Source organism: Porphyrobacter sp. MBR-49, from assembly GCF_053628655.1.
Genome location: NZ_JBRJGU010000001.1, coordinates 299,102 through 317,918, shown reverse-complemented (window position 1 = coordinate 317,918; position 18,817 = coordinate 299,102). Strand labels below are relative to the sequence as shown.

Here is an 18,817-nt window from a genome sequence, read left to right as displayed (position 1 = left end):
ATGCGCGCCGGTCACGCCCGAGGGCGAATCATCTCCGCCGGCACCACCCATTGCGCGAATTGTTCTTCGGTCAGCAGCCCCAGCGCCAGCGCCGCCGCCTTCAGTGTGGTGCCTTCGGCGTGGGCTTTCTTGGCGATTTTGGCTGCGTTGTCATAACCGATATGCGGGTTGAGCGCGGTCACCAGCATCAGGCTTTCATTGAGCAACTGGTTGATCCGATCCTCGTTCGCTTCGATCCCGACAACGCAATTATCGGTGAAGGCGTGGCTCGCATCGCCCAGCAGCTTGATCGATTGCAGCACGTTGTAGATCATCACCGGCTTGAACACGTTGAGTTCCAGGTGCCCGTGCGTGCCCGCCACCGTCACCGTCATATGGTTGCCGATCACCTGCGCAGCCACCATCGTCATCGCTTCGCACTGGGTCGGGTTGACCTTGCCCGGCATGATTGACGACCCCGGTTCATTGGCGGGCAGGCTGAGTTCGCCAAGGCCCGAACGCGGGCCGGAGCCGAGCAGGCGGATGTCATTGGCAATTTTCATCAGGCTGACCGCAAGCACATTGAGCGCGCCCGAAATCTCCACCATCGCATCATGCGCGGCCAAGGCTTCAAACTTGTTGGGGGCGGTGACGAACGGATGGCCGGTTTCAGCCGCGACCTGAGCGGCAAACTCTTCGGCAAAGCCAACCTTGGCGTTGATCCCGGTGCCCACCGCCGTTCCGCCCTGCGCCAGTTCGAGCACGCGCGGCAATGTCGCTTCGACGCGGGCGATGCCGTATTCGATCTGCTTGGCATAACCGGAAAATTCCTGCCCCAGCGTCATCGGAGTGGCATCCTGCAAGTGCGTGCGGCCGATCTTGACGATATCGGCGAAGGCCTTGGCCTTGGCGTCAAGCGCACCGTGCAGCTTCTTTAGCGCCGGGATCAGGTGTTCGATCGCCTCGCTCGCCGCAGCGATATGCATCGCGGTGGGAAAGGTGTCGTTCGACGACTGGCCCATGTTGCAGTGATCATTGGGGTGCACCGGATCCTTGCCCCCCATTTTGCCGGTAAGTATCTGATTGGCGCGGCTGGCGATCACTTCGTTGGCGTTCATGTTCGACTGGGTGCCCGATCCGGTCTGCCACACCACCAGCGGGAACTGATCAGCCAGCGTCCCATCAATCACTTCGCGCGCTGCGGCGACAATCGCTTCGCCAAGCCGGGTATCGAGCACGCCAAGCGCCATATTGGCCTTGGCCGCCGAGAGTTTTTGCAGGCCGAGCGCGCGGACCAAGGCCGGCGGCATCCGTTCGCCGCCGATGGGGAAGTTGACGATACTGCGCTGGGTCTGCGCGCCCCAGTGAACATGCGCCGGGACCGCTACTTCGCCCAGCGAATCGGTTTCGATCCGCACATTGTCGTCTCTGCTCGTCATGTCACTCATCGAAGCCATCCCTGCTTAAGTCGAATACAGTCCCGAAGGTCTGCGCGCTCCCCTAAGCACTGTCCGCTTGCGAGGTCAAAGGCCTTGGAACACTGGCGCGGCAAGTCTAAAGGCGCGTCAGAATATAATCGGCCGCAGCAAGGCTTGACGGACTGTGTTGTGCGTATAATACAGCTTGCCGGAGTAAAGATGAGCGACATGACCACCACCTTACACCATGCGCCAAGCGCGACCGCGCGTCGGGCGATGATTGACAGCCAGCTGCGCACCAGCGGCGTCAACGAGGAATATGTGCTGGCGCGGATGCTGGCTGTCCCGCGTGAAGACTTCCTGCCAGCCGACAAGGCATCGGTAGCCTATATTGACCGGGCCGTGGCGCTTGGCGAAGGCGGGCACCTTGCTGCGCCGCTGTTTTATGGCAAACTGCTGGTCGAAGCCGCGCCTGCGCGCGATGACCGGGTGCTGGTGGTGGACGGCGGCACCGACTACCTGCCCACGCTGCTGCGCCCGTTGGTAGCGGAATTGACCGCCATCAGCGCCGCCGACGCCGCGACCAACGCGGCTGCCACCGGGGTTGGGGGCACCTATTCGCTGATCGTGATCGATGGCGCAATTGAACAATTGCCCGATACGCTGGCGGCGCTGCTGGCCGAAAATGGCCGCATCGTCACCGGCCTTGTGCTGCGGCAGGTTACGCGGCTGGCGTCGGGCCGCAAGGTCGGGGGGCGGGTCAACCTTCAACCGATCGAGGATCTCGGCATTCCGGTGCTGCGCGCCTTTGCTGCGCCCAAGGGTTGGACCTTCGCGTGACCGAAATGACTGCCGTTCTGCTGCGGCTGACCGGGTCGGCAAGCCTGCTGGCACTAACCGGTCTGGCCGCGCCCGCGCAGGCCGATACTTTGCGCGATGCGCTGGCGGCGGCCTATGATAACAACCCGACACTCGAAAGCGCCCGCGCCAATCTACGCGCTACCGATGAAGGTGTGCCAATCCAGCGTGCGCAGGGGCTGCCATCTGCCGACCTCACGGCCACCCATATTGAGTTTGTCCGCCGATCAGCCAACTCCTTTACCGCGCCCGAACGGAACCTTGGTGTCAATGCCCAGCTTTTGGTTCCGGTCTATTCTGGCGGCGCAATCCGCAACGGCATCAACGCCGCCAAACAGCGGATCGACGCCGGGCAGGCCGATCTGCGCAATACCGAGGCGACCGTCTTCAGCCAGGTGGTCGCGGCCTATATGGATGTACTGCGGACCGAGGCGCTGGCCGCGCTCTCCGCCAATAATGTTGCGGTGCTGCGCACCAATCTTGAAGCCACAAGTGATCGGTTCCAGATTGGTGACGTCACCATCACCGATGTCGCACAGTCGCGTTCGCGGTTGGCGGTGGCCGAAGGCGATTTTCAACAAGCCGAAGCCAACCTGATTTCCGCGCGCGAAACCTATGCGCGGCTGGTTGGCCGCGCGCCGGGCGAGCTGGAGGCCCCGCCGCCACTGCCCGGCCTGCCCGACGCGGTGGGTGAGGCAATCGTCACCGCGCTCGAAAACAACCCCAACCTGATCGCCGCCAAACAGCGCGCCGAAGCCGCCGGGTTCGATACCAAGGTGGCTGGCGCTGGCCGCCTGCCCACCATCAGCATGTTCGCAAACGTCGATTACACCAATTTTTTCGGAACCTTGGGCGGGCCAGTCGCTGCCAATTTTCTGCAAAATGAAACAACCGCCAATGCCGGGGTGCGGCTGACCATCCCGGTGTTTCAGGGCGGGCTGCCCGCCGCGCGCCAACGCCAGGCCGGAGCACGCGAATCCGCCGCGCTGGAAGACGTGATCGCATCAGAACGGCAGGTCATTGCCGAAGCCCGTTCCACCTTTTCCAACTGGCAGGCGGCCAACGCCGTGATCCGCAGCTCTCAGGCCGCGGTCGACGCCGCTGAACTCAGCCTCGAAGGCGTGCGCGCGGAAAATTCGATTGGCAATCGCACTATCCTTGATGTGCTCAATGCCGAACAGGAATTGCTCAACGCGCGCGCGCAATTGGTGACCGCGCGGCGCAATGCCTATGTCGCCGGGTTCAATCTGCTGGCGCTGATGGGCCGCGCCGAAGCGCGCGATCTCAACCTTGATACCAGCGGCGTGATGTATGACCCCACGATCAACGCCAAGCGGGTGAATACCAAGTACTGGGATTGGGATCGTGACCCCGAACCGAGAGCGAAATCGACCAGCACCGTTGACATTCCTGCCGCTGACGCAATGATCGGGCCGCAATTGCTGCCCGGCGAGTGATTGCTTTCCCGATTCGGGACAGGTCGGGCGCGTGGAAATGGGGCATATGATGGCGCAAGATGGCGAAGCTTCGGTCGAGGAAATCCTCGAATCGATCAAGAAAGTGATCGCACGCGACAATCGCACCGGAGCGATCGAAGCACGCCGCCGGCTTGAACATGAATCTGATCAGGCTGCGGCTGAAAGCACCGAATCGGAGCGCCCACACATCGTGCGCGACGAGGACGAAGTGCTCGATCTGGCGGAGATGGAGTGCCTGCCCGAAGCAGCGGCGAAAACCACTGGCGAAACCGAAGATGCACCTCTGATCGCGTCAACAGTGCGTGACGCGATGCAGGAAAACCTTGCCGCGCTGGCGATGCTGGCCGAACCGGGCGCGCGGCCGCAGATCGTCCGGTCGGGCGAAACCTCCTTGGAAGGGTTGACCCGCGAATTGCTGCGCCCGATGCTGGCCGAATGGCTGGAGGCGAACCTGCCCGCGATGGTAGAAAAGCTGGTGCAGGCGGAAATCGCCCGGATCGTCGGCAAACGTCCGTAAGTTCTGGCGCCGCGCGGCGTGGCGGGCTAATCCCGCGCTCATGAGACATTTTACTGTAGCCGGCGCGTTGATCGCCGCCGCGCTGATCGCCTCGCCGCTTGCTGCACAAGACGGGCAGCCTGCCGCTCCGATGAGCGCGCATGACCTTGTCACCATGCCGCGTCTGGGCGCGCCCACGGTGAACGCGGCGGGCACGCTGGCGGTTTATGGCGTGACCACCACCGATCCGGAAAGCCTGGCGCGCAGCACTGCGTTTTTTCTTCTGGATCTCGGCACACCGGGGGCTGCACCGGTCGCGCTCGATTTCGGGCTGAAAGCCTCGTCCCCCGCGTTTGGGCCGGACGGGCAGCTCTATTTCCTCAGCAGCGCAGCCCCGCAAGATGGGGCCGAAGCGCGCAGCCGCGTGTGGCGCATCGCCATTGGCAAGGATGGCCGCAGCAGCGCGGCGCAAGTGGTGGCGGATTTCCCCGGCGCTGACATCGCCGGGTTCAAACTCGCCCCCAACGGCAAGGCCATCGCGATGTGGGCCGCAATCCCGCGCGATTGTCCGCAGTTCGGCTGCCCGGATGCCAAGCCAAAACACCTGCCCGGCCCCGGAACCGGACGCCTGTATGATGGCGCAGATGGATTTGTGCGCCACTGGGATCAGTGGGAGACTCCCGGCGTCCACAACCGCGTGTTCGTCTTCCCGATCGAAGGCGGCAAAGCGGTGGGTGACGGCGCGCCGGTTGACGGGCGCGATCCCGCCACCGGCCTCACTGCCGACACCCCGACCATGCCGTTCGGCGGCGGCGAAGAAATCGCCTTTGCGCCCGATGGCAGCGCGCTCTATTTCACCGCGCGGGTGGCTGATGGGGCCGAACCGACGTCGACCAATCTCGATATCTACATATCCGACCTGTCGGGTGCCGCCCCGATCCTGCTCACCGCAGGCAATGCCGCAACCGACACCACCCCCGCCCCATCGCCCGATGGTCGCTACCTCGCATGGCTGGCAATGGAACGCCCGACCTATGAGGCGGACAAGCTGGCGGTGCAGTTGCTCGATCTCAAGACCGGAAAGCTGCGCAATCTGACCGCGAAGACCGACCTCAGCTTTGGCTCACTGACGTGGAGCGCGGATGGCAAGACGCTGATCGCCACCGCGCAAAAGGTGCTTGATACCCCGGCCTTCCGCATTGATCCAAACACAGGCTCGGTGACCGAGCTTAATCTGATGGCGGGGAACGAGGCGCATATCGCCAACCTCACCCCGCTGCCCGGCGGGCGGATATTGTTCACCCGTGATTCGCTGGGCAATCCGGCGGAACTCTACCTGTCGGACGGAATGGCGCAGGCCCGCCCGCTGACCGATGTGGCCACCACCCGGATGGGCGGGATGGCCAGTATCGTCACCCGCCGGTTCAGCTTTGCGGGCGCTGGCGGCGATACGGTGTGGGGGCAGATCACGCGGCTGGCCGATCAGGACGGGCCGATCCCGGTGATTCTTTATATCCACGGCGGGCCGCAGGGCAGCTTCAACGATGGCTGGTCAACCCGCTGGAACCCGCGCGTGGTCGCCAGCCAAGGCTATGCGGTGATCTCGGTCGATTTTCACGGCAGCACCGGATACGGGCAGGCCTTTACCGATGCGATCAACCGCGATTGGGGCGGCAAACCGCTGGAAGACCTGCAAAAAGGCCTTGGCGCCGCATTGGCGCTCGACCCGCAGATCGACGGCACCCGCGCCTGCGCCATGGGGGCGAGTTACGGCGGATACATGGTCAACTGGATCGCCGGTCAATGGCCCGAGCGGTTCAAGTGCCTCGTCCAGCATGATGGCCTGTTCGATATGCGCAGTTTCTACTATTCCACCGAGGAATTGTGGTTCCCGCGCTGGGATTTCGGCGGCTCCTATGAACAGGCGCGCGATGTTTACGAAAAGTGGAACCCGGCAAACCACGTCGACAAGTGGCAAACCCCGATGCTGGTGGTGACGGGTGAGCAGGATTTCCGTGTGCCTTACACTCAAGGGCTGCAAAGCTTCACCGCCTTGCAGGAGCGCGGGATTCCGTCGCAATTGCTGGTGTTCCCGGATGAAAACCACTGGGTGCTCAGCCCCAAAAACTCGCTGCAATGGCACAATACCGTATTCGCGTGGTTGAATCGCTGGTTGCAGACGGAGCCTGAGGCGGACGAATGAACCGCAAGGAACTGCTGTCCGCCCAGACATCGCTGGCCAAGCATTACGGCGACCCGGCCAAGGGCACCGCCATCACCCGCCACATCATGCTGTGCGCGCTATCGGACAAGCAGAACTGCTGTTCGCGCGAAGCAGGCGAGGAAAGCTGGCAGTTCCTGAAAGCTCGGCTGAAGGAGCGCGGCCTCGTCGGCCCGAAACGGGGCGATGACAGCCCGCGCGGGCCGGGCGGTGGGGTGCAGCGCAGCAAGGTCGATTGCCTGCAAATCTGCGCCGCGGGCCCGGTTGCGGTCGTGTGGCCTGACGGGGTGTGGTATCATTCATGCAGCCCGGCAGCGCTCGACCGGATCATCGAGGAACATCTTGTCGGCGGCGTGCCGGTGGAAGAGTTTAGGCTGCTGCCGCCTTCCTAATCATCCTTGGGCGACCAGAATTCGTCGGACGAAGGCAGCTTATTATCGACCGATTCGTCATGCCCGGTGCCGTTGGACAGGAACACCAGCCCCATCAATGCGCCGCCCAGCAGCATCGTCAGGCTGATCCCCATCGCCACAGCAATGTAAAAATGCACGGAAATCATTCCGTTATACGCAAACAGAATGGCTATCGCGATCCCCACGGTTAACGTGGTGGCGGCCATCAGCCACTTCATGATCTGGCGATAACGTGCCCAAGCATGGGCGGCGTTCACAGGGTCATCAAGCGGAGATTTGCGGGTCATGGCCTGCGACATGGCGCGCACTTTGCCGCAATGCAACGCGAAAGCACGCAACCGGCGGTTCATGTCGTGCAACGCCCCGCCTGCGCAGATTCGCCTTTTCGCGGCAAACATGGCACTTTCACAGGTGAGAGGGAGGGAATCGGTCCATGACTATCGCCAGAATCATTGCCCAACGCGCATCTTCCGACATTATTGCCTGCGACGTGTCCACCTTGGTGGCCGAAGCAGTCGAAATCCTTGCCACCCGGCGGATCGGCGCACTGCCGGTGCTGCGCGATGGCAAGGTGGCGGGCATCGTGTCCGAACGCGACGTGATCTATCGCCTCGCCGAACACGGCGACGCGTGCCTTGGGCTGCCGGTTGAAAAAATCATGACCTCGCCCGCTATCACGGTCGAACCTGCGACGACTATAGACGATGCGCTGGCGATGATGACCCGTCGCCGGTTTAGGCATTTCCCGGTGGTCGAAGCTGGCGCACTGGTTGGCTTCATCTCGATCGGCGACCTTGTGAAGCACAAGATCGACGAAGTGCAACACGAAGCCGAGGCGCTGCGCACCTATATTCAATCGGCGTGAAGGCTTGAGGAACCAGCCTGCGCACCTTAGATCACTGTCATGACCGCACAGCCGCTAACCCTCACCCCCGCCGCCGCCAAGCGGATCGCGTGGATCGCTGACAAGCAATCACGCCCGGCGATCCTGCGGCTATCGGTCGAAGGCGGGGGGTGTTCGGGCTTTCAATACAAATTCGACCTCGCCGATGCGCCCGACAGCGACGACAGCGTGAGCGAAACCGACGGGGTGCAGCTGGTGGTTGACCCCATGAGCCTTGATTTGATCGCTGGCAGCGTGGTCGATTTCGTCGAATCGCTCGGCGGCGCAGCATTCAAGGTTGAAAACCCGCAGGCCGCTGCCGGGTGCGGGTGCGGTTCGAGTTTCGGGATTTGAGTTAGACCCGCGCGCAGCTTTGGGGCATCACGGCCCGCATGAAAATCGCCACCTACAACATCAACGGGATCAAGGCGCGGCTGCCGCGTCTTACCGAATGGCTCGCCGAAACGCGCCCCAGCGTTGCCTGCCTGCAGGAAATCAAATCGCAGGACGAAGGCGTCCCCGCCGCCGAGATCGAGGCGCTGGGTTACACAGCGATCTGGCACGGGCAGAAAGCCTTCAACGGGGTCGCGATTCTGGTGGATGCGCAGGCCGGATACACAATCACCGAAGTGCAACGCGGTCTGGGAGTTGATGGCCCCAAAGACGGCGAGGGCGAACAGGCGCGCTATCTTGAAGCCGATGTCAGCGGAGTGCGCATCGCCTGTCTCTATCTGCCCAACGGCAACCCGCATCCGGGGCCGAAATTCGATTACAAGCTGGCATGGATGGAAGCCCTGCGCGCGCGCATGGCCGCGATCTGGGCCGAGGAAGTGCCCGCCGTGGTGACGGGCGATTTCAACGTCATTCCGGAAGACAATGACACTTGGTCGGTCAAGGCGATGCAGGACGATGCGTTGATGCAGCCTGAATCGCGTGCTGCCTATGCGCGGATGCTTGGCGATGGCTGGTGCGATGCGGTGCGCACACTGAACCCGCGCGGCGGGGTGTGGACCTATTGGGATTATCAGGCGGGCGCGTGGCAACGCGACCACGGCTTCCGCATCGATCACATCCTGCTGTCACCCGAATGCGCCGACCGGCTGGAGGCCGTCGGCGTCGACAAGGATCACCGCGGCCGCGAAAAAGCCAGCGATCATGCGCCTGTTTGGGTAAAGTTGCGGGGGGATTAAGCCCCGCAACCTACTATCTCACCGATAGAAAATATGCGTGTCGATCTGCGCCAACCGCGTCTTGCGGTGGCTCCAGCTGGGGCGGACATATTTGGCGTGGAAGAACACCGCGTCGCCCGCTTCGGATTCCCACAGGCCCTTGTCGGCGATTTCAGCAATCGCCACCGCGCGTGACCATGCCGTGGTTCCGGTGCGGATCGCAGGCATCCGGCTACCGCGCATGAAGGAAAACTGCCCCGGCTGCGCCACCACGCCGCAATAGCTGCGCGGGAAGCGGTTGTCTTCGGAACGGTTGATGATCACCTGCGCCACCGCCAATTGCCCGGCCAGGGGTTCACCGCGCGCTTCGAAATAGACCGCGCCGGCGAGGCAGCGCATCTCTTCGGTCAAAGCGGTGTCGGCATCAACCATGCCAACCAGATCAGCGAGCGAACCGGCTTCGGTCAGCACGGCCTGGGCAGGCGCGGCGGAAAGTGGCTGGACCACTTCCTGCGAAACAAAGGTGATGGGTTGGTCTGGCACCAGCTCGACAGCGTCAACCACTGGGGTTGGTGTGAACTGGTTATTGGCCGACTGGGCCAGCGCGAGGGCGTCATTGCCGCTCGGAAACATCGAGGTTGCAACCGCCACAGCGGCAATCGCGATAATTGAAACACTCTTGCGAGTCATGCAAACTACAAATTGGGCGGTGAGCGCGCTCCGACGCAGGCGGGAACCTTGCTTCAATCATCGCTGATTGTGGTGGGTTCGAAAAAGCCTGCCGGCCGCCCCCCGTCTGCGTGCTGACCGGACAGCCGAAATGCCGCCCCATCAGCCTGCGCTGGGAAGTGCGGCGGCAAATAGGCTCAAAGGGTCAGGGGTCAAGTTAATCGGGCAAATTCGCGATGAAGCGTTCAGGATCAGCGATATTAACCTCGATTAACCACAAATCGTCATCTTGTTGTCGCCTGCGATCAAGATAGTCGGAAAATTCTCGCTTGTTTTCAGCGTTTTCTCGTTTCGTCGCAACAAAAGAACGTGAATCGTCCAGCCCCGGCATTCTTTCGTAAAGCACTGCCCCAGCACCGCGACACAGGGTTACAATCAGGATCGTGCCGGCATCACGTTCACCCTTGGCGAGCACCGTGGCATAGCCGCCTTGCGATTCGGCAAGCCGGATAATCGCACTGGCCTCAAGATGGGCGGGCAGCCGGGCGCTCATTCCATGGCCCCGGCAGCCCCATCCGCCGCGTAGCCGGGCAGGCTCGACAAGGCCATGCGCGAACGCATGAAGGTGCCCGTGCCGCGCCCGATTTCATCGCCCTCCCCGTCCACCAGCCGCGCTTCGGCCACGAATACCCGCCGCTTGCCCGTAACCCAGCGCCCTTCGGCGATCACCGTCCCGACGCGCACCGGCTTGGTAAAGTGGAGGTTGAAGCTGGTGGTCAGCAAAAATCGGTCGGTCGCCAGCGTGTTTGCGGCATAGAAGGCCGCATCATCGAGCATCTTGAAATAGATCGTCCCGTGCGCCGCCCCCGCCGCGTGGTAATCTTCAGGCGTCACGGTAAAGCGCAACTGCGACAATCCCTCACCCGGAATGTGCAGTGATGAAGCAAACTTGCGGTTGATCGGGGCCGAGGCATAAAGCCGTTCAAGCGCCCGGTAATGCTGCTGAGCCCCCGTGTCCGGCCCAGTCGTGAGAGGTTGGTCGGGACGTTCGGGCATCACGTGTTCTATCGGATCAGGCGGCATCGCGCAGGAATTGGTTGGTCAGCAGCGCATAGACCGCTTCGGTCGTGGGCGCATCGGCCATCATCTGCAGCATCGTTTCATCGCGTGTCAGCCGCGAAATCGCCGCCAGCGCGTGCAGATGCGTAGCCCCGGCATTCTCGGGCGAGACAAGGCCGCACACCAGGGCAACCGGAAGCGCATCGGCAGCAGCGTAATCGATCGGCGCCTCCAGCCGGATCAGCGCCAGTGACGGGCGGCGGATAGTCTTGCTGCGGCAATGCGGGATCGCCACACCGCGCCCGAAGCCGGTGCTGCCAAGTGCCTCACGCGCTTCGAGGCCTTCGAGCACTTCGCCCACATCGAGCCCGTAGGCGTCGGCGAGCAGATGCGCGATCTTCGAAAGCACCTTGGGCTTGCTATCAAGCCGAGCAAACGCAATCGCTTGCGGTGAAAGAGCCAGATTGACGTCCATGTTGTTGCGAATCCCGATTGAAAGTGCCTGCAAGTAGCGAATATCCGCCGCAGCGCAGGCGCTCCTGCTACCGCCGCCTGCGCAGTTGGAAAATCGCCTTTTCCCTTACGGCAAGCGCGTATCGCACTGCTATTTCGGCTCAACCCATCCGATCGAGCCATCGGCGCGGCGGTAAACCATATTATGCCGCCCGGTGCCAGCATTTTTGAAAAACAGCGCGGGGGTATGGCGCAAATCCATCATCATCACCGCGTCGGCAACGCTGGCGGTGGGGATGTCGACCCGGGTTTCAGCAATCACCAGCGGGGCATCGGCAGTAACCTCATCCTCGACATCCTCCTCAACCGCGAAGATGGTATAGGCGGCGTCATCTTCGGCGCGCGAATAGCTGGTCTGTTCGTGGCGATCGGTCAGGCGGCGCTTGTAGCGGCGCAGCTGCTTGTCGATCTTGGCCACGGCATCATCCAGCGCGATATGCGCATCGGGCGCTGATCCTTGTGCTTTCAGGATCAGGCCCTGCATCACATGGGTGACGATATCGCAGGTAAAGGCTCCGGCGGGGGCTTTGCCAAAGGTGATGTGGGAGGATAGCGCGCGGTCGAAATATTTCTCGACGATTGCGCCCAACCGTTCAGCCGCGTGTTCCTGCAACGCGGTGCCGGTTTCCATCTGGTGGCCTGAAATCCGAATATCCATGGTCGTGTAGACCTCCCGTTTGTGATGCGGTTACTGTAAACTATCGCGGCCCGCACGCGCCGATCAGCGCGTCCAGATCGCCTTGTCGATTCCGGCAATGAAGGCGCGGTGGCGTTCCAGCTCCTCCGGGCTGGCAACATGGGGGCGAGGTTCGCGCCGAGGGCGGTCGCTGGTCGGGCGATGCCATGATGCATTGGGGGGCGCATTGGGGGTATTGGTGGCGGCAGGCCCCGCGCGGTTTTCGCTGCCCGTCAGGCCCAGCCCGATCTGCCGCCCGCCATTCAATTCAACATAGACCTGCGCGAGCAATTCGGCATCGAGCAGCGCGCCGTGTTTGACCCGGTGGCTGCGATCAATCCCGTAACGCGTGCACAGCGCATCGAGTGACAATTTAGCACCCGGGTGCCGCTTGCGCGCGATCGCCACGGTGTCGATCATGCGTTCAAGGCTGATCGGGGCGCGACCAGTGATTTCAAGCTCGTTGTTGAGGAACCCGAAATCGAACCCGGCATTATGCGCCACCAGCGGCGCATCACCCAGAAAGGCAAGCAATTCGTCCGCTACTTCGGCAAAGCGCGGCTTGGTTGCGAGGAATGCGGCGCTGAGGCCGTGAACCCGCTCTGCCTCCGGCGGCATATCGCGATCAGGGTTAAAGAAGGCGTGAAAGGTGCTGCCGGTTTCGACCCGGCCAACCATTTCGATGCAGCCGATTTCCACCATGCGATCCCCGGTCTTGGGGTCGAGTCCGGTGGTTTCGGTGTCGAAAATGATTTCCCGCATTGGCGGCACTATCCTCCCATGCCGCGCCGGTTGCAAGGGGTGCTTGCAATCAAAGTGACGCAATCAGAGCCGTCACCTGCGCGCGGGTGTTTTCGGGCGTGGTGCCGGTATCGATTACGTGATCGGCGCGCGTGCGCTTGTGCGTATCATGCAGTTGCAGGTTGAAAATGTGATCGAATTTCTGCTTGGTCATGCCGGGGCGGGCAAGCACGCGGGCGCGCTGCACATCCTCCGGCGCGGACACGACGACGATGATGTCCACCGCCTCATGCCCGCCGCGTTCGAACAAGAGCGGGATGTCAAACACCACGGCGGGCTTATCGTGATGCTGTTCGAGAAACGCTGCGCGCCGCTCCGCCACCGCCGGGTGGACGATGGCTTCCAATCGCGCGAGCGCATCCTTGTCAGCAAACACCTGATGGCCAAGCCGGTCACGATCGACCCCGTCCGGCCCGGTCGATCCGGGGAAGGCGGCTTCGATGGCGGGGACCAGTTCGCCGCCGCGCCCCTGCATCGCGCGCACTTCGGCATCGGCGTCAAACACGGGGATTCCTGCGTCTGCAAACATCGCGGCGACGGTCGATTTGCCCATCCCGATTGATCCGGTGAGGCCGATGATTTTCGGGCGGTTCATTGGGTAAGGATCCGGCGCAATTCGGCGTCGTGTTCACGCGGGGGCGCTTCGCCGAAGAAGCGTTCGAACGCGGCCGCCGCCTGACCAATCAGCATCGACAGCCCGTCAATGGTGCGATGGCCCTTCGCCCGCGCGCCTTGCAGTAACGCGGTATCGAGCGGCGCGGTGACGATGTCATAGGCAATGCTGCCCGGCGGGGCATGGCTCCAGTCGAAGGCGAGCGGGGGTTGCCCCTGCATTCCCAAGGATGAGGCATTGATCACCAGATCAAGGCAGGCCTCACGATCGTCAAAGGCGAAATCGGTCGGGTCGGTAAAGTGGGCGATGTCGATGGCGTGATGCTCCCCCTTGGGCGCGAGTTCATCGAGCAGCGCGCGCGCCTTATCCGGATCGCGCCCGGCCACCACCAGCGTGAACCCGTGGCCCGCCAGCGCGGTGATGATCGCCCGCGCCGCGCCGCCGGTGCCGATGATCCGCGCCATGCGGAAATAATGCGTCTGCGCCAGATCGGCGGCGAGGGGTTCGAGAAACCCTGCTGCATCGGTGTTGGTGCCCGTTAGACCGCTCTTGCCCAGCGGTAGAATGGTGTTGACCGCGCCAATCGCATCGGCAGGCGGCTCCACACTGTAAAGCAGCGGCATCACCGCCTGTTTGTGCGGCATGGTGACATTGCACCCGCGCCACAACGGATCCCCCTGACGCGCGGCGAAGTAATCCGCCAGCTCCCCAGGCCGCACGTGGCAGGCGCGGTATTCAGCATCGATCCCCAGCTTGCCGAGCCAGAAATTGTGGATCGCGGGCGATTTCGACTGCGCAATCGGATCGCCGATCACCTCTGCATATGCGCGGGTCATGCCAGCAGCACCCCCGCCTCGCGCAGCGCGCCCAGCAGCGGCAGCAGCGGCATGCCGAGCACGGTGAACTGATCGCCCTCGATGCTGTCGAACAATTGCACTCCCGGCCCTTCAATCCGAAAGGCTCCGACGGTGTGGCGAATCGCGGGCCATTCGAGGCTGAGATAATACGCGATGAAATCCTCTGACAATGCGCGCACATGCAGCCGTGCGATGCTCGCATGGCTCCATTCGCACCCCCCATCGCGCACCAAGGCAGCCGCGCTGTGCAATTCCATCACCCGCCCCGAAAAGAACCGCAGATGTTCAGCGGCTTCTTCAACCGAACGCGGCTTATCAAACCGGCGGCCCCCTGCCACCACCAGCGAATCGCTCCCCAGCACCAACGTGCCGGGATGCTGCGCAGCGACAGCCGCCGCCTTGGCAACACTCAGCGCCTCTGCCACTTCGCCGGGGGTGGCGCCCGCCAGCCCCGCCTCAACGCCGCGCTCATCGAGATCGGCAGGGACTGCCTCATACGCCACCCCCGCCGCATCGAGCATCGCCCGGCGCGAGGCGGATTTGCTAGCGAGGATCAGGCGTGCCGGATCGCTCATATCGGTTGGCCCACCCCGCCTTCGCTGGCAGGCTTGCGCCCGCGTTCCTGCGCCAACCGGATGATCGCGGCCGCGGTTTCCTCGATCGAGCGGCGGGTAACGTCGATCACCGGCCAGCCATTATCGCCAAACATCCGCCGGGCAAATTGCAGCTCGGCTTTCACCCGGTCATTATCAACATAAGCCGTCTCGGTCGCCTCGTTCAGCGATAACAGCCGGTTGCGACGGATCTGCACCAGCCGTTCGGGCGAGGTCGTCAACCCCACCACCAAGGGGTGCCGCAGCCGGTAGAGTTCTGAAGGCGGCGGGCTTTCCACCACCAGCGGGATATTGGCGACCTTGTACCCGCGATTGGCGAGATAGATGCTGGTCGGGGTCTTGGAGGAACGCGAGACGCCCACCAGCAGGATATCGGCTTGCTCCCAATCCTCATGCGCCAGGCCATCATCATGCGCGATGGTGAACTGGATCGCCTCAACCCGCTTGAAATAGGTTTCATCCATCATGTGCTGGCGGCCCGGACGGCCATGGGCTTCCTGTCCCAACTGCGCTTCGAGCGCGGCGGTCACCTGATCGAGCACCGGCACCGCGGGCAGGCCCAGATGGCGGCAATGCTCCTCCAGCCGCTTGCGGGTTTCAGGATTGACCAGCGTAAACAGCACCAGACCGGGATGCGCGGCAAGATCGGGGACGATCCGGTCAAGATGCTGGAGCGAGCGCACCATTGGCCAGAAATGGCGATTGACCATCGGATCATCGAACTGCGCCAGCGCCGCCTTGGCAATCATTTCCAGCGTTTCACCGGTTGAATCCGATACCAGATGCAGATTGAGTCGGTTCATGACGATTCGCGCTCGCAGGCAGTCAGGGGCTGTGGATAGACCATGGCATAAACCACGGGAGGGGAAGGCTAACAAGCGGGGGAGCAATTTTCCTGCCCACTAGCAGGCTTTTTGTCGGGGTGTTTGTCGACATGGGACAAGTGTTGTGAACAGGCTGGCAAGTGTGGGGATAAAGGCTGCTTGACGTCTCATCTCTGCGGATTCGGCAAGGGGTAATTGGGTTGATGCCTGCTGGGGGTAAGCACAAAAGGGCTGGTAATTCCCGGTTTCCACAGGGCCAACAACCTCCATCAATCCTTTTATAAATTGATTTGTTTTGTTTAAAGGAACCCTATGCCTGGTCCATTGCTCGATACGCTCAAAGGTGTCCGTCAGGACGTTGCCCCCGTCTGGCTGATGCGTCAGGCCGGGCGCTATCTACCTGAATATCGGGAACTTCGAGCGGAAAAGGGCGGGTTTCTCGAACTGGTTTACGACAGCGAAGCGGCGGCTGAAATCACCGTGCAGCCGATCCGGCGGTTCGGGTTTGATGGCGCGATCCTGTTTTCCGATATCCTGATTGTGCCGCACGCCATGGGGCAGGGGCTGACCTTTGCCGCTGGCGAAGGGCCGCATCTGGCGCCGACGCTGCTCGAAGCGGGGCTAGACTCATTCACTCCGGCGTTTGAACGGTTCGATCCGGTGTATGAAACCGTGCGCCGCACCCGCGCGATGATCGGGCCGGATGTTACCATGCTTGGCTTTGCGGGCAGCCCGTGGACAGTCGCGACCTACATGATCGCTGGCGAAGGGTCGAAGGATCAAGGCGCCGCACGGCTGCTGGCTTACCGTGATCCGGCGCATCTGCAGGCGATCATCGATGCGATTATCGCGGTGTCAGTCACCTATCTGCGCGGCCAGATCGATGCTGGGGCCGAAGCGGTGCAGCTGTTCGATAGCTGGGCGGGCAGCCTTGCCCCCGATCAGTTTGAAAAGTGGGTGATCGCGCCCAATGCCGCAATCACCGCGCAGCTCAAGCAATCGCACCCCGGCACCCCGGTGATCGGATTTCCCAAGGGTGCTGGCGCGAAATTGCCAGCCTATGCCCGCGAAACGGGTGTGGACGCTGTGGGTCTGGACGAAACCCTCGATCCCGCTTGGGCGCACGCCAGCTTGCCTGCGGGCATGCCAGTGCAGGGCAATCTTGACCCGTTGCTGCTCGAAGCTGGCGGCCCGGCTGTGGCGCAGCGGGTGCGTACGATCATCGCGGCATTTGAGGATCGCCCGCACATCTTCAACCTTGGCCACGGGATCGGGCAATTCACTCCGATCGCCCACGTCGAACAATTGCTTGCCGCCCTGAGAGGCGAGGTGAGGAGCTAACCCATGCAAAGCGTGCTGCTATCGATTTACCCCTTCCTCAAGGCCGGGCACGTGATTTTCATGGTGTTCTGGCTGGCGGGGCTGTTCATGCTGCCGCGCCAGTGCATTTACATGCTCGATCACGCGCCGGGATCCGAAGGGGAGGCCAAGTGGGCGACCCGGATGGGCAAGCTGCGCAAAATCATCCTCACCCCCAGCTTGATCATCGTTTGGGTGCTGGGGTTGAGCATGGCCTATGCAGGCGGCCATTTCGCGTTCGGATGGCTCCATGCCAAGCTGCTGCTGGTGTTGCTGCTGACCGGCTATCACGGCTGGCTGGTGGGGCAGACCAAAATGATGGCGCTGGGGCAACGTCCACTGACAGAAGCCCGCTTGCGCATGATTGGTGAAGTGCCAGGGTTGCTGCTGGTGCTGATCGCGGTGCTGGTTTACGTGCGACCGTTCTGACCCTGCAAAGCGCGCATTTTTCGCGATTGACCTTGCGCGCTGGCGCTCCTATTTCGCTTTCACCTTACCGGTAACCGGGGCGATACCCGCTCCGTCAGGTCTGCTTTCTCCAAGCCCAGTCTTGCAAGCCATCACGGCACGACGCAAGACGCCTTCGCCCTGCGGAGGTACTGACCATCCGGCCACTCCTGCTTTCGGAAAATTACAATGCATCTCAAAGACCTCAAGCGAAAGACCCCGGCCGAACTGGTCGCGATGGCCGAAGAACTGGGCGTTGAAGGCGCCTCGACCATGCGCCGTCAGGATCTGCTGTTCAGTATCCTGCGCGAACTGGCCGAGGATGAGGAATATGACGACAAGATCATGGGCATCGGCACGATTGAGGTGCTGCAGGACGGTTTCGGCTTCCTGCGCTCGCCCGAGGCGAATTACCTCGCCGGGCCGGATGATATCTACGTCTCGCCCAACCAGGTGCGCAAATGGGGCCTGCGGACGGGCGATACCGTCGAAGGCGAAATCCGCGCCCCGCGCGATGGCGAACGCTATTTTGCGCTCACCAGCCTTGCCAAGGTCAATTTTGACGATCCTGACGCGGTACGACTGCGCACCAATTTCGACAATCTCACCCCGCTTTACCCCGAACAGAAGTTGACGCTCGACAGCCTTGATCCGACGGTCAAGGACAAGAGCGCGCGGGTGATCGACATCATCGCGCCGCAGGGCAAGGGGCAGCGCGCACTGATCGTCGCCCCGCCGCGCACCGGGAAAACCGTGCTGTTGCAGAACATCGCCAAGGCGATCACCGATAATCACCCCGAAGTGTTCCTGATCGTGCTGCTGGTCGATGAACGGCCCGAAGAAGTCACCGATATGCAGCGTTCGGTAAAGGGTGAGGTGATCTCCTCGACCTTCGATGAACCCGCCAATCGCCACGTACAGGTGGCTGAAATGGTGATCGAAAAGGCCAAGCGACTGGTTGAACACAAGAAGGATGTGGTGATCCTGCTCGATTCGATCACGCGTCTGGGCCGTGCTTACAACACCGTGGTGCCATCATCGGGCAAGGTGCTGACCGGCGGTGTCGATGCCAATGCATTGCAACGGCCCAAGCGGTTCTTTGGCGCGGCGCGCAATATCGAGGAAGGCGGCAGCCTATCGATCATCGCCACCGCGCTGATCGATACCGGCAGCCGCATGGACGAAGTGATCTTCGAAGAGTTCAAGGGCACCGGCAACAGCGAAATTGTGCTCGACCGCAAGGTTTCGGACAAGCGCATCTTCCCGGCGCTGGATGTCGGCAAATCCGGCACCCGCAAGGAAGAACTGCTGGTGGACAAGGACAAGATGTCCAAGATGTGGGTGCTGCGCCGCATCCTGATGCAGATGGGCACTGTCGACGCGATGGAATTCCTGCTCGACAAGATGAAGGATTCCAAGACAAACGACGATTTCTTCGACACCATGAACCAGTAAAACTGCGGCGGGGGC

Annotated in this window: 23 protein-coding genes; 11 read left to right on the top strand and 12 right to left on the bottom strand. The window is 62.2% G+C overall.

From position 1 onward, the window contains the following. Window positions 1-11: 11 nt before the first annotated feature. On the bottom strand, window positions 12-1,427 hold the full coding sequence (gene fumC, locus ACSSV3_RS01495) for a class II fumarate hydratase (RefSeq protein ID WP_354325980.1): 1,416 nt from the start codon (window positions 1,425-1,427) through the stop codon (window positions 12-14). Between the two features lie 198 nt (window positions 1,428-1,625). On the opposite strand from fumC, the gene ACSSV3_RS01490 reads away from it, so the two are divergent. Genes ACSSV3_RS01490 through ACSSV3_RS01470 form a run of 5 tightly spaced genes read left to right on the top strand, consistent with a single transcriptional unit; the run spans window position 1,626 to window position 6,842 of the window. Continuing rightward, the gene (locus tag ACSSV3_RS01490; protein ID WP_354325981.1) at window positions 1,626-2,237 is read left to right on the top strand and encodes a protein-L-isoaspartate O-methyltransferase family protein; all 612 of its coding nucleotides are present in this window, start codon (window positions 1,626-1,628) and stop codon (window positions 2,235-2,237) included. A gap of 5 nt (window positions 2,238-2,242) precedes the next feature. Beyond that, on the top strand, window positions 2,243-3,712 hold the full coding sequence (locus tag ACSSV3_RS01485) for a TolC family outer membrane protein (RefSeq protein ID WP_354325983.1): 1,470 nt from the start codon (window positions 2,243-2,245) through the stop codon (window positions 3,710-3,712). A 49-nt stretch (window positions 3,713-3,761) separates the two neighbouring features. After that, complete coding sequence (locus tag ACSSV3_RS01480) at window positions 3,762-4,250, top strand: DUF2497 domain-containing protein (protein WP_354326105.1); 489 nt, start codon at window positions 3,762-3,764, stop codon at window positions 4,248-4,250. 40 nt (window positions 4,251-4,290) lie between these two features. Next, window positions 4,291-6,432, top strand: coding sequence for a S9 family peptidase (locus ACSSV3_RS01475; protein ID WP_354325985.1), 2,142 nt, complete (start codon window positions 4,291-4,293; stop codon window positions 6,430-6,432). Further along, window positions 6,429-6,842, top strand: a complete 414-nt coding sequence (locus ACSSV3_RS01470; RefSeq protein WP_354325986.1) for a (2Fe-2S) ferredoxin domain-containing protein — start codon at window positions 6,429-6,431, stop codon at window positions 6,840-6,842. The genes ACSSV3_RS01475 and ACSSV3_RS01470 overlap by 4 nt, the downstream gene beginning before the upstream one ends. On the opposite strand, the gene ACSSV3_RS01465 is transcribed toward ACSSV3_RS01470, so the two are convergent. Next, a complete protein-coding gene (locus ACSSV3_RS01465; RefSeq protein WP_354325988.1) occupies window positions 6,839-7,150 on the bottom strand; it encodes a hypothetical protein in 312 nt (103 codons plus the stop codon). The genes ACSSV3_RS01470 and ACSSV3_RS01465 overlap by 4 nt on opposite strands. A gap of 146 nt (window positions 7,151-7,296) precedes the next feature. Here ACSSV3_RS01465 and ACSSV3_RS01460 point away from each other — a divergent pair, with 146 nt between their 5' ends. The 3 genes from ACSSV3_RS01460 to xth are packed head-to-tail and all read left to right on the top strand — an operon-like array spanning window position 7,297 to window position 8,936. Further along, window positions 7,297-7,728 carry a CBS domain-containing protein gene (locus tag ACSSV3_RS01460; RefSeq protein WP_354325990.1) on the top strand — a complete coding sequence of 144 codons (432 nt, stop codon included), beginning with the start codon at window positions 7,297-7,299 and terminating at the stop codon, window positions 7,726-7,728. A 39-nt stretch (window positions 7,729-7,767) separates the two neighbouring features. Next, a complete protein-coding gene (gene erpA / locus ACSSV3_RS01455; RefSeq protein ID WP_354325992.1) occupies window positions 7,768-8,100 on the top strand; it encodes an iron-sulfur cluster insertion protein ErpA in 333 nt (110 codons plus the stop codon). Between the two features lie 38 nt (window positions 8,101-8,138). Beyond that, entirely contained in the window at window positions 8,139-8,936 is a 798-nt protein-coding gene (xth, locus tag ACSSV3_RS01450; RefSeq protein WP_354325994.1) for an exodeoxyribonuclease III, read from the top strand. Between the two features lie 18 nt (window positions 8,937-8,954). Here xth and ACSSV3_RS01445 read toward each other — a convergent pair whose 3' ends face one another. From ACSSV3_RS01445 to ACSSV3_RS01400, 10 genes are all read right to left on the bottom strand, one after another. Then, window positions 8,955-9,605, bottom strand: coding sequence for a cell wall hydrolase (locus ACSSV3_RS01445; RefSeq protein ID WP_354325996.1), 651 nt, complete (start codon window positions 9,603-9,605; stop codon window positions 8,955-8,957). Between the two features lie 196 nt (window positions 9,606-9,801). Continuing rightward, entirely contained in the window at window positions 9,802-10,137 is a 336-nt protein-coding gene (locus tag ACSSV3_RS01440) for a DUF1491 family protein (protein ID WP_354325997.1), read from the bottom strand. Beyond that, a complete protein-coding gene (locus ACSSV3_RS01435) occupies window positions 10,134-10,640 on the bottom strand; it encodes a PaaI family thioesterase (protein ID WP_354325998.1) in 507 nt (168 codons plus the stop codon). Before ACSSV3_RS01435 ends, ACSSV3_RS01440 begins: the two co-directional genes overlap by 4 nt. 16 nt (window positions 10,641-10,656) lie before the next feature. Continuing rightward, window positions 10,657-11,118 carry a PTS sugar transporter subunit IIA gene (locus ACSSV3_RS01430; protein ID WP_354326000.1) on the bottom strand — a complete coding sequence of 154 codons (462 nt, stop codon included), beginning with the start codon at window positions 11,116-11,118 and terminating at the stop codon, window positions 10,657-10,659. 129 nt (window positions 11,119-11,247) lie between these two features. Then, on the bottom strand, window positions 11,248-11,814 hold the full coding sequence (gene hpf, locus ACSSV3_RS01425) for a ribosome hibernation-promoting factor, HPF/YfiA family (protein ID WP_354326002.1): 567 nt from the start codon (window positions 11,812-11,814) through the stop codon (window positions 11,248-11,250). Between the two features lie 63 nt (window positions 11,815-11,877). Next, window positions 11,878-12,594, bottom strand: a complete 717-nt coding sequence (gene dnaQ / locus ACSSV3_RS01420; RefSeq protein ID WP_354326003.1) for a DNA polymerase III subunit epsilon — start codon at window positions 12,592-12,594, stop codon at window positions 11,878-11,880. Window positions 12,595-12,643: 49 nt separating this feature from the next. Further along, window positions 12,644-13,228: a dephospho-CoA kinase gene (gene coaE / locus ACSSV3_RS01415; protein ID WP_354326004.1), complete on the bottom strand. Its 585-nt coding sequence runs from the start codon at window positions 13,226-13,228 to the stop codon at window positions 12,644-12,646. Further along, complete coding sequence (locus tag ACSSV3_RS01410) at window positions 13,225-14,082, bottom strand: shikimate dehydrogenase family protein (protein WP_354326005.1); 858 nt, start codon at window positions 14,080-14,082, stop codon at window positions 13,225-13,227. The genes coaE and ACSSV3_RS01410 overlap by 4 nt, the downstream gene beginning before the upstream one ends. Then, complete coding sequence (locus ACSSV3_RS01405) at window positions 14,079-14,678, bottom strand: Maf family protein (protein ID WP_354326006.1); 600 nt, start codon at window positions 14,676-14,678, stop codon at window positions 14,079-14,081. The genes ACSSV3_RS01410 and ACSSV3_RS01405 overlap by 4 nt, the downstream gene beginning before the upstream one ends. Next, complete coding sequence (locus ACSSV3_RS01400; RefSeq protein ID WP_354326007.1) at window positions 14,675-15,520, bottom strand: pyruvate, water dikinase regulatory protein; 846 nt, start codon at window positions 15,518-15,520, stop codon at window positions 14,675-14,677. Before ACSSV3_RS01400 ends, ACSSV3_RS01405 begins: the two co-directional genes overlap by 4 nt. A 333-nt stretch (window positions 15,521-15,853) precedes the next feature. On the opposite strand from ACSSV3_RS01400, the gene hemE reads away from it, so the two are divergent. The 3 genes from hemE to rho all read left to right on the top strand — a co-directional run bounded on the left by hemE (window position 15,854) and on the right by rho (window position 18,802). Then, window positions 15,854-16,882 carry a uroporphyrinogen decarboxylase gene (gene hemE / locus ACSSV3_RS01395; protein ID WP_354326009.1) on the top strand — a complete coding sequence of 343 codons (1,029 nt, stop codon included), beginning with the start codon at window positions 15,854-15,856 and terminating at the stop codon, window positions 16,880-16,882. 3 nt (window positions 16,883-16,885) lie between these two features. Next, window positions 16,886-17,329 (top strand): CopD family protein, encoded by a 444-nt coding sequence (locus ACSSV3_RS01390; RefSeq protein ID WP_354326011.1) that lies wholly within the window; start codon window positions 16,886-16,888, stop codon window positions 17,327-17,329. A 207-nt stretch (window positions 17,330-17,536) separates the two neighbouring features. Then, window positions 17,537-18,802 (top strand): transcription termination factor Rho, encoded by a 1,266-nt coding sequence (gene rho / locus ACSSV3_RS01385; protein WP_354326012.1) that lies wholly within the window; start codon window positions 17,537-17,539, stop codon window positions 18,800-18,802. Window positions 18,803-18,817 lie beyond the last annotated feature (15 nt).

Coding starts and splice junctions, on each gene's coding strand:
- fumC (WP_354325980.1), bottom strand. CDS start 1,427: ATGAGTGACATGACGAGCAGAGACGACAATGTGCGGATCGAAACCGAT.
- ACSSV3_RS01490 (WP_354325981.1), top strand. CDS start 1,626: ATGACCACCACCTTACACCATGCGCCAAGCGCGACCGCGCGTCGGGCG.
- ACSSV3_RS01485 (WP_354325983.1), top strand. CDS start 2,243: ATGACTGCCGTTCTGCTGCGGCTGACCGGGTCGGCAAGCCTGCTGGCA.
- ACSSV3_RS01480 (WP_354326105.1), top strand. CDS start 3,762: ATGGCGCAAGATGGCGAAGCTTCGGTCGAGGAAATCCTCGAATCGATC.
- ACSSV3_RS01475 (WP_354325985.1), top strand. CDS start 4,291: ATGAGACATTTTACTGTAGCCGGCGCGTTGATCGCCGCCGCGCTGATC.
- ACSSV3_RS01470 (WP_354325986.1), top strand. CDS start 6,429: ATGAACCGCAAGGAACTGCTGTCCGCCCAGACATCGCTGGCCAAGCAT.
- ACSSV3_RS01465 (WP_354325988.1), bottom strand. CDS start 7,150: ATGACCCGCAAATCTCCGCTTGATGACCCTGTGAACGCCGCCCATGCT.
- ACSSV3_RS01460 (WP_354325990.1), top strand. CDS start 7,297: ATGACTATCGCCAGAATCATTGCCCAACGCGCATCTTCCGACATTATT.
- erpA (WP_354325992.1), top strand. CDS start 7,768: ATGACCGCACAGCCGCTAACCCTCACCCCCGCCGCCGCCAAGCGGATC.
- xth (WP_354325994.1), top strand. CDS start 8,139: ATGAAAATCGCCACCTACAACATCAACGGGATCAAGGCGCGGCTGCCG.
- ACSSV3_RS01445 (WP_354325996.1), bottom strand. CDS start 9,605: ATGACTCGCAAGAGTGTTTCAATTATCGCGATTGCCGCTGTGGCGGTT.
- ACSSV3_RS01440 (WP_354325997.1), bottom strand. CDS start 10,137: ATGAGCGCCCGGCTGCCCGCCCATCTTGAGGCCAGTGCGATTATCCGG.
- ACSSV3_RS01435 (WP_354325998.1), bottom strand. CDS start 10,640: ATGCCCGAACGTCCCGACCAACCTCTCACGACTGGGCCGGACACGGGG.
- ACSSV3_RS01430 (WP_354326000.1), bottom strand. CDS start 11,118: ATGGACGTCAATCTGGCTCTTTCACCGCAAGCGATTGCGTTTGCTCGG.
- hpf (WP_354326002.1), bottom strand. CDS start 11,814: ATGGATATTCGGATTTCAGGCCACCAGATGGAAACCGGCACCGCGTTG.
- dnaQ (WP_354326003.1), bottom strand. CDS start 12,594: ATGCGGGAAATCATTTTCGACACCGAAACCACCGGACTCGACCCCAAG.
- coaE (WP_354326004.1), bottom strand. CDS start 13,228: ATGAACCGCCCGAAAATCATCGGCCTCACCGGATCAATCGGGATGGGC.
- ACSSV3_RS01410 (WP_354326005.1), bottom strand. CDS start 14,082: ATGACCCGCGCATATGCAGAGGTGATCGGCGATCCGATTGCGCAGTCG.
- ACSSV3_RS01405 (WP_354326006.1), bottom strand. CDS start 14,678: ATGAGCGATCCGGCACGCCTGATCCTCGCTAGCAAATCCGCCTCGCGC.
- ACSSV3_RS01400 (WP_354326007.1), bottom strand. CDS start 15,520: ATGAACCGACTCAATCTGCATCTGGTATCGGATTCAACCGGTGAAACG.
- hemE (WP_354326009.1), top strand. CDS start 15,854: ATGCCTGGTCCATTGCTCGATACGCTCAAAGGTGTCCGTCAGGACGTT.
- ACSSV3_RS01390 (WP_354326011.1), top strand. CDS start 16,886: ATGCAAAGCGTGCTGCTATCGATTTACCCCTTCCTCAAGGCCGGGCAC.
- rho (WP_354326012.1), top strand. CDS start 17,537: ATGCATCTCAAAGACCTCAAGCGAAAGACCCCGGCCGAACTGGTCGCG.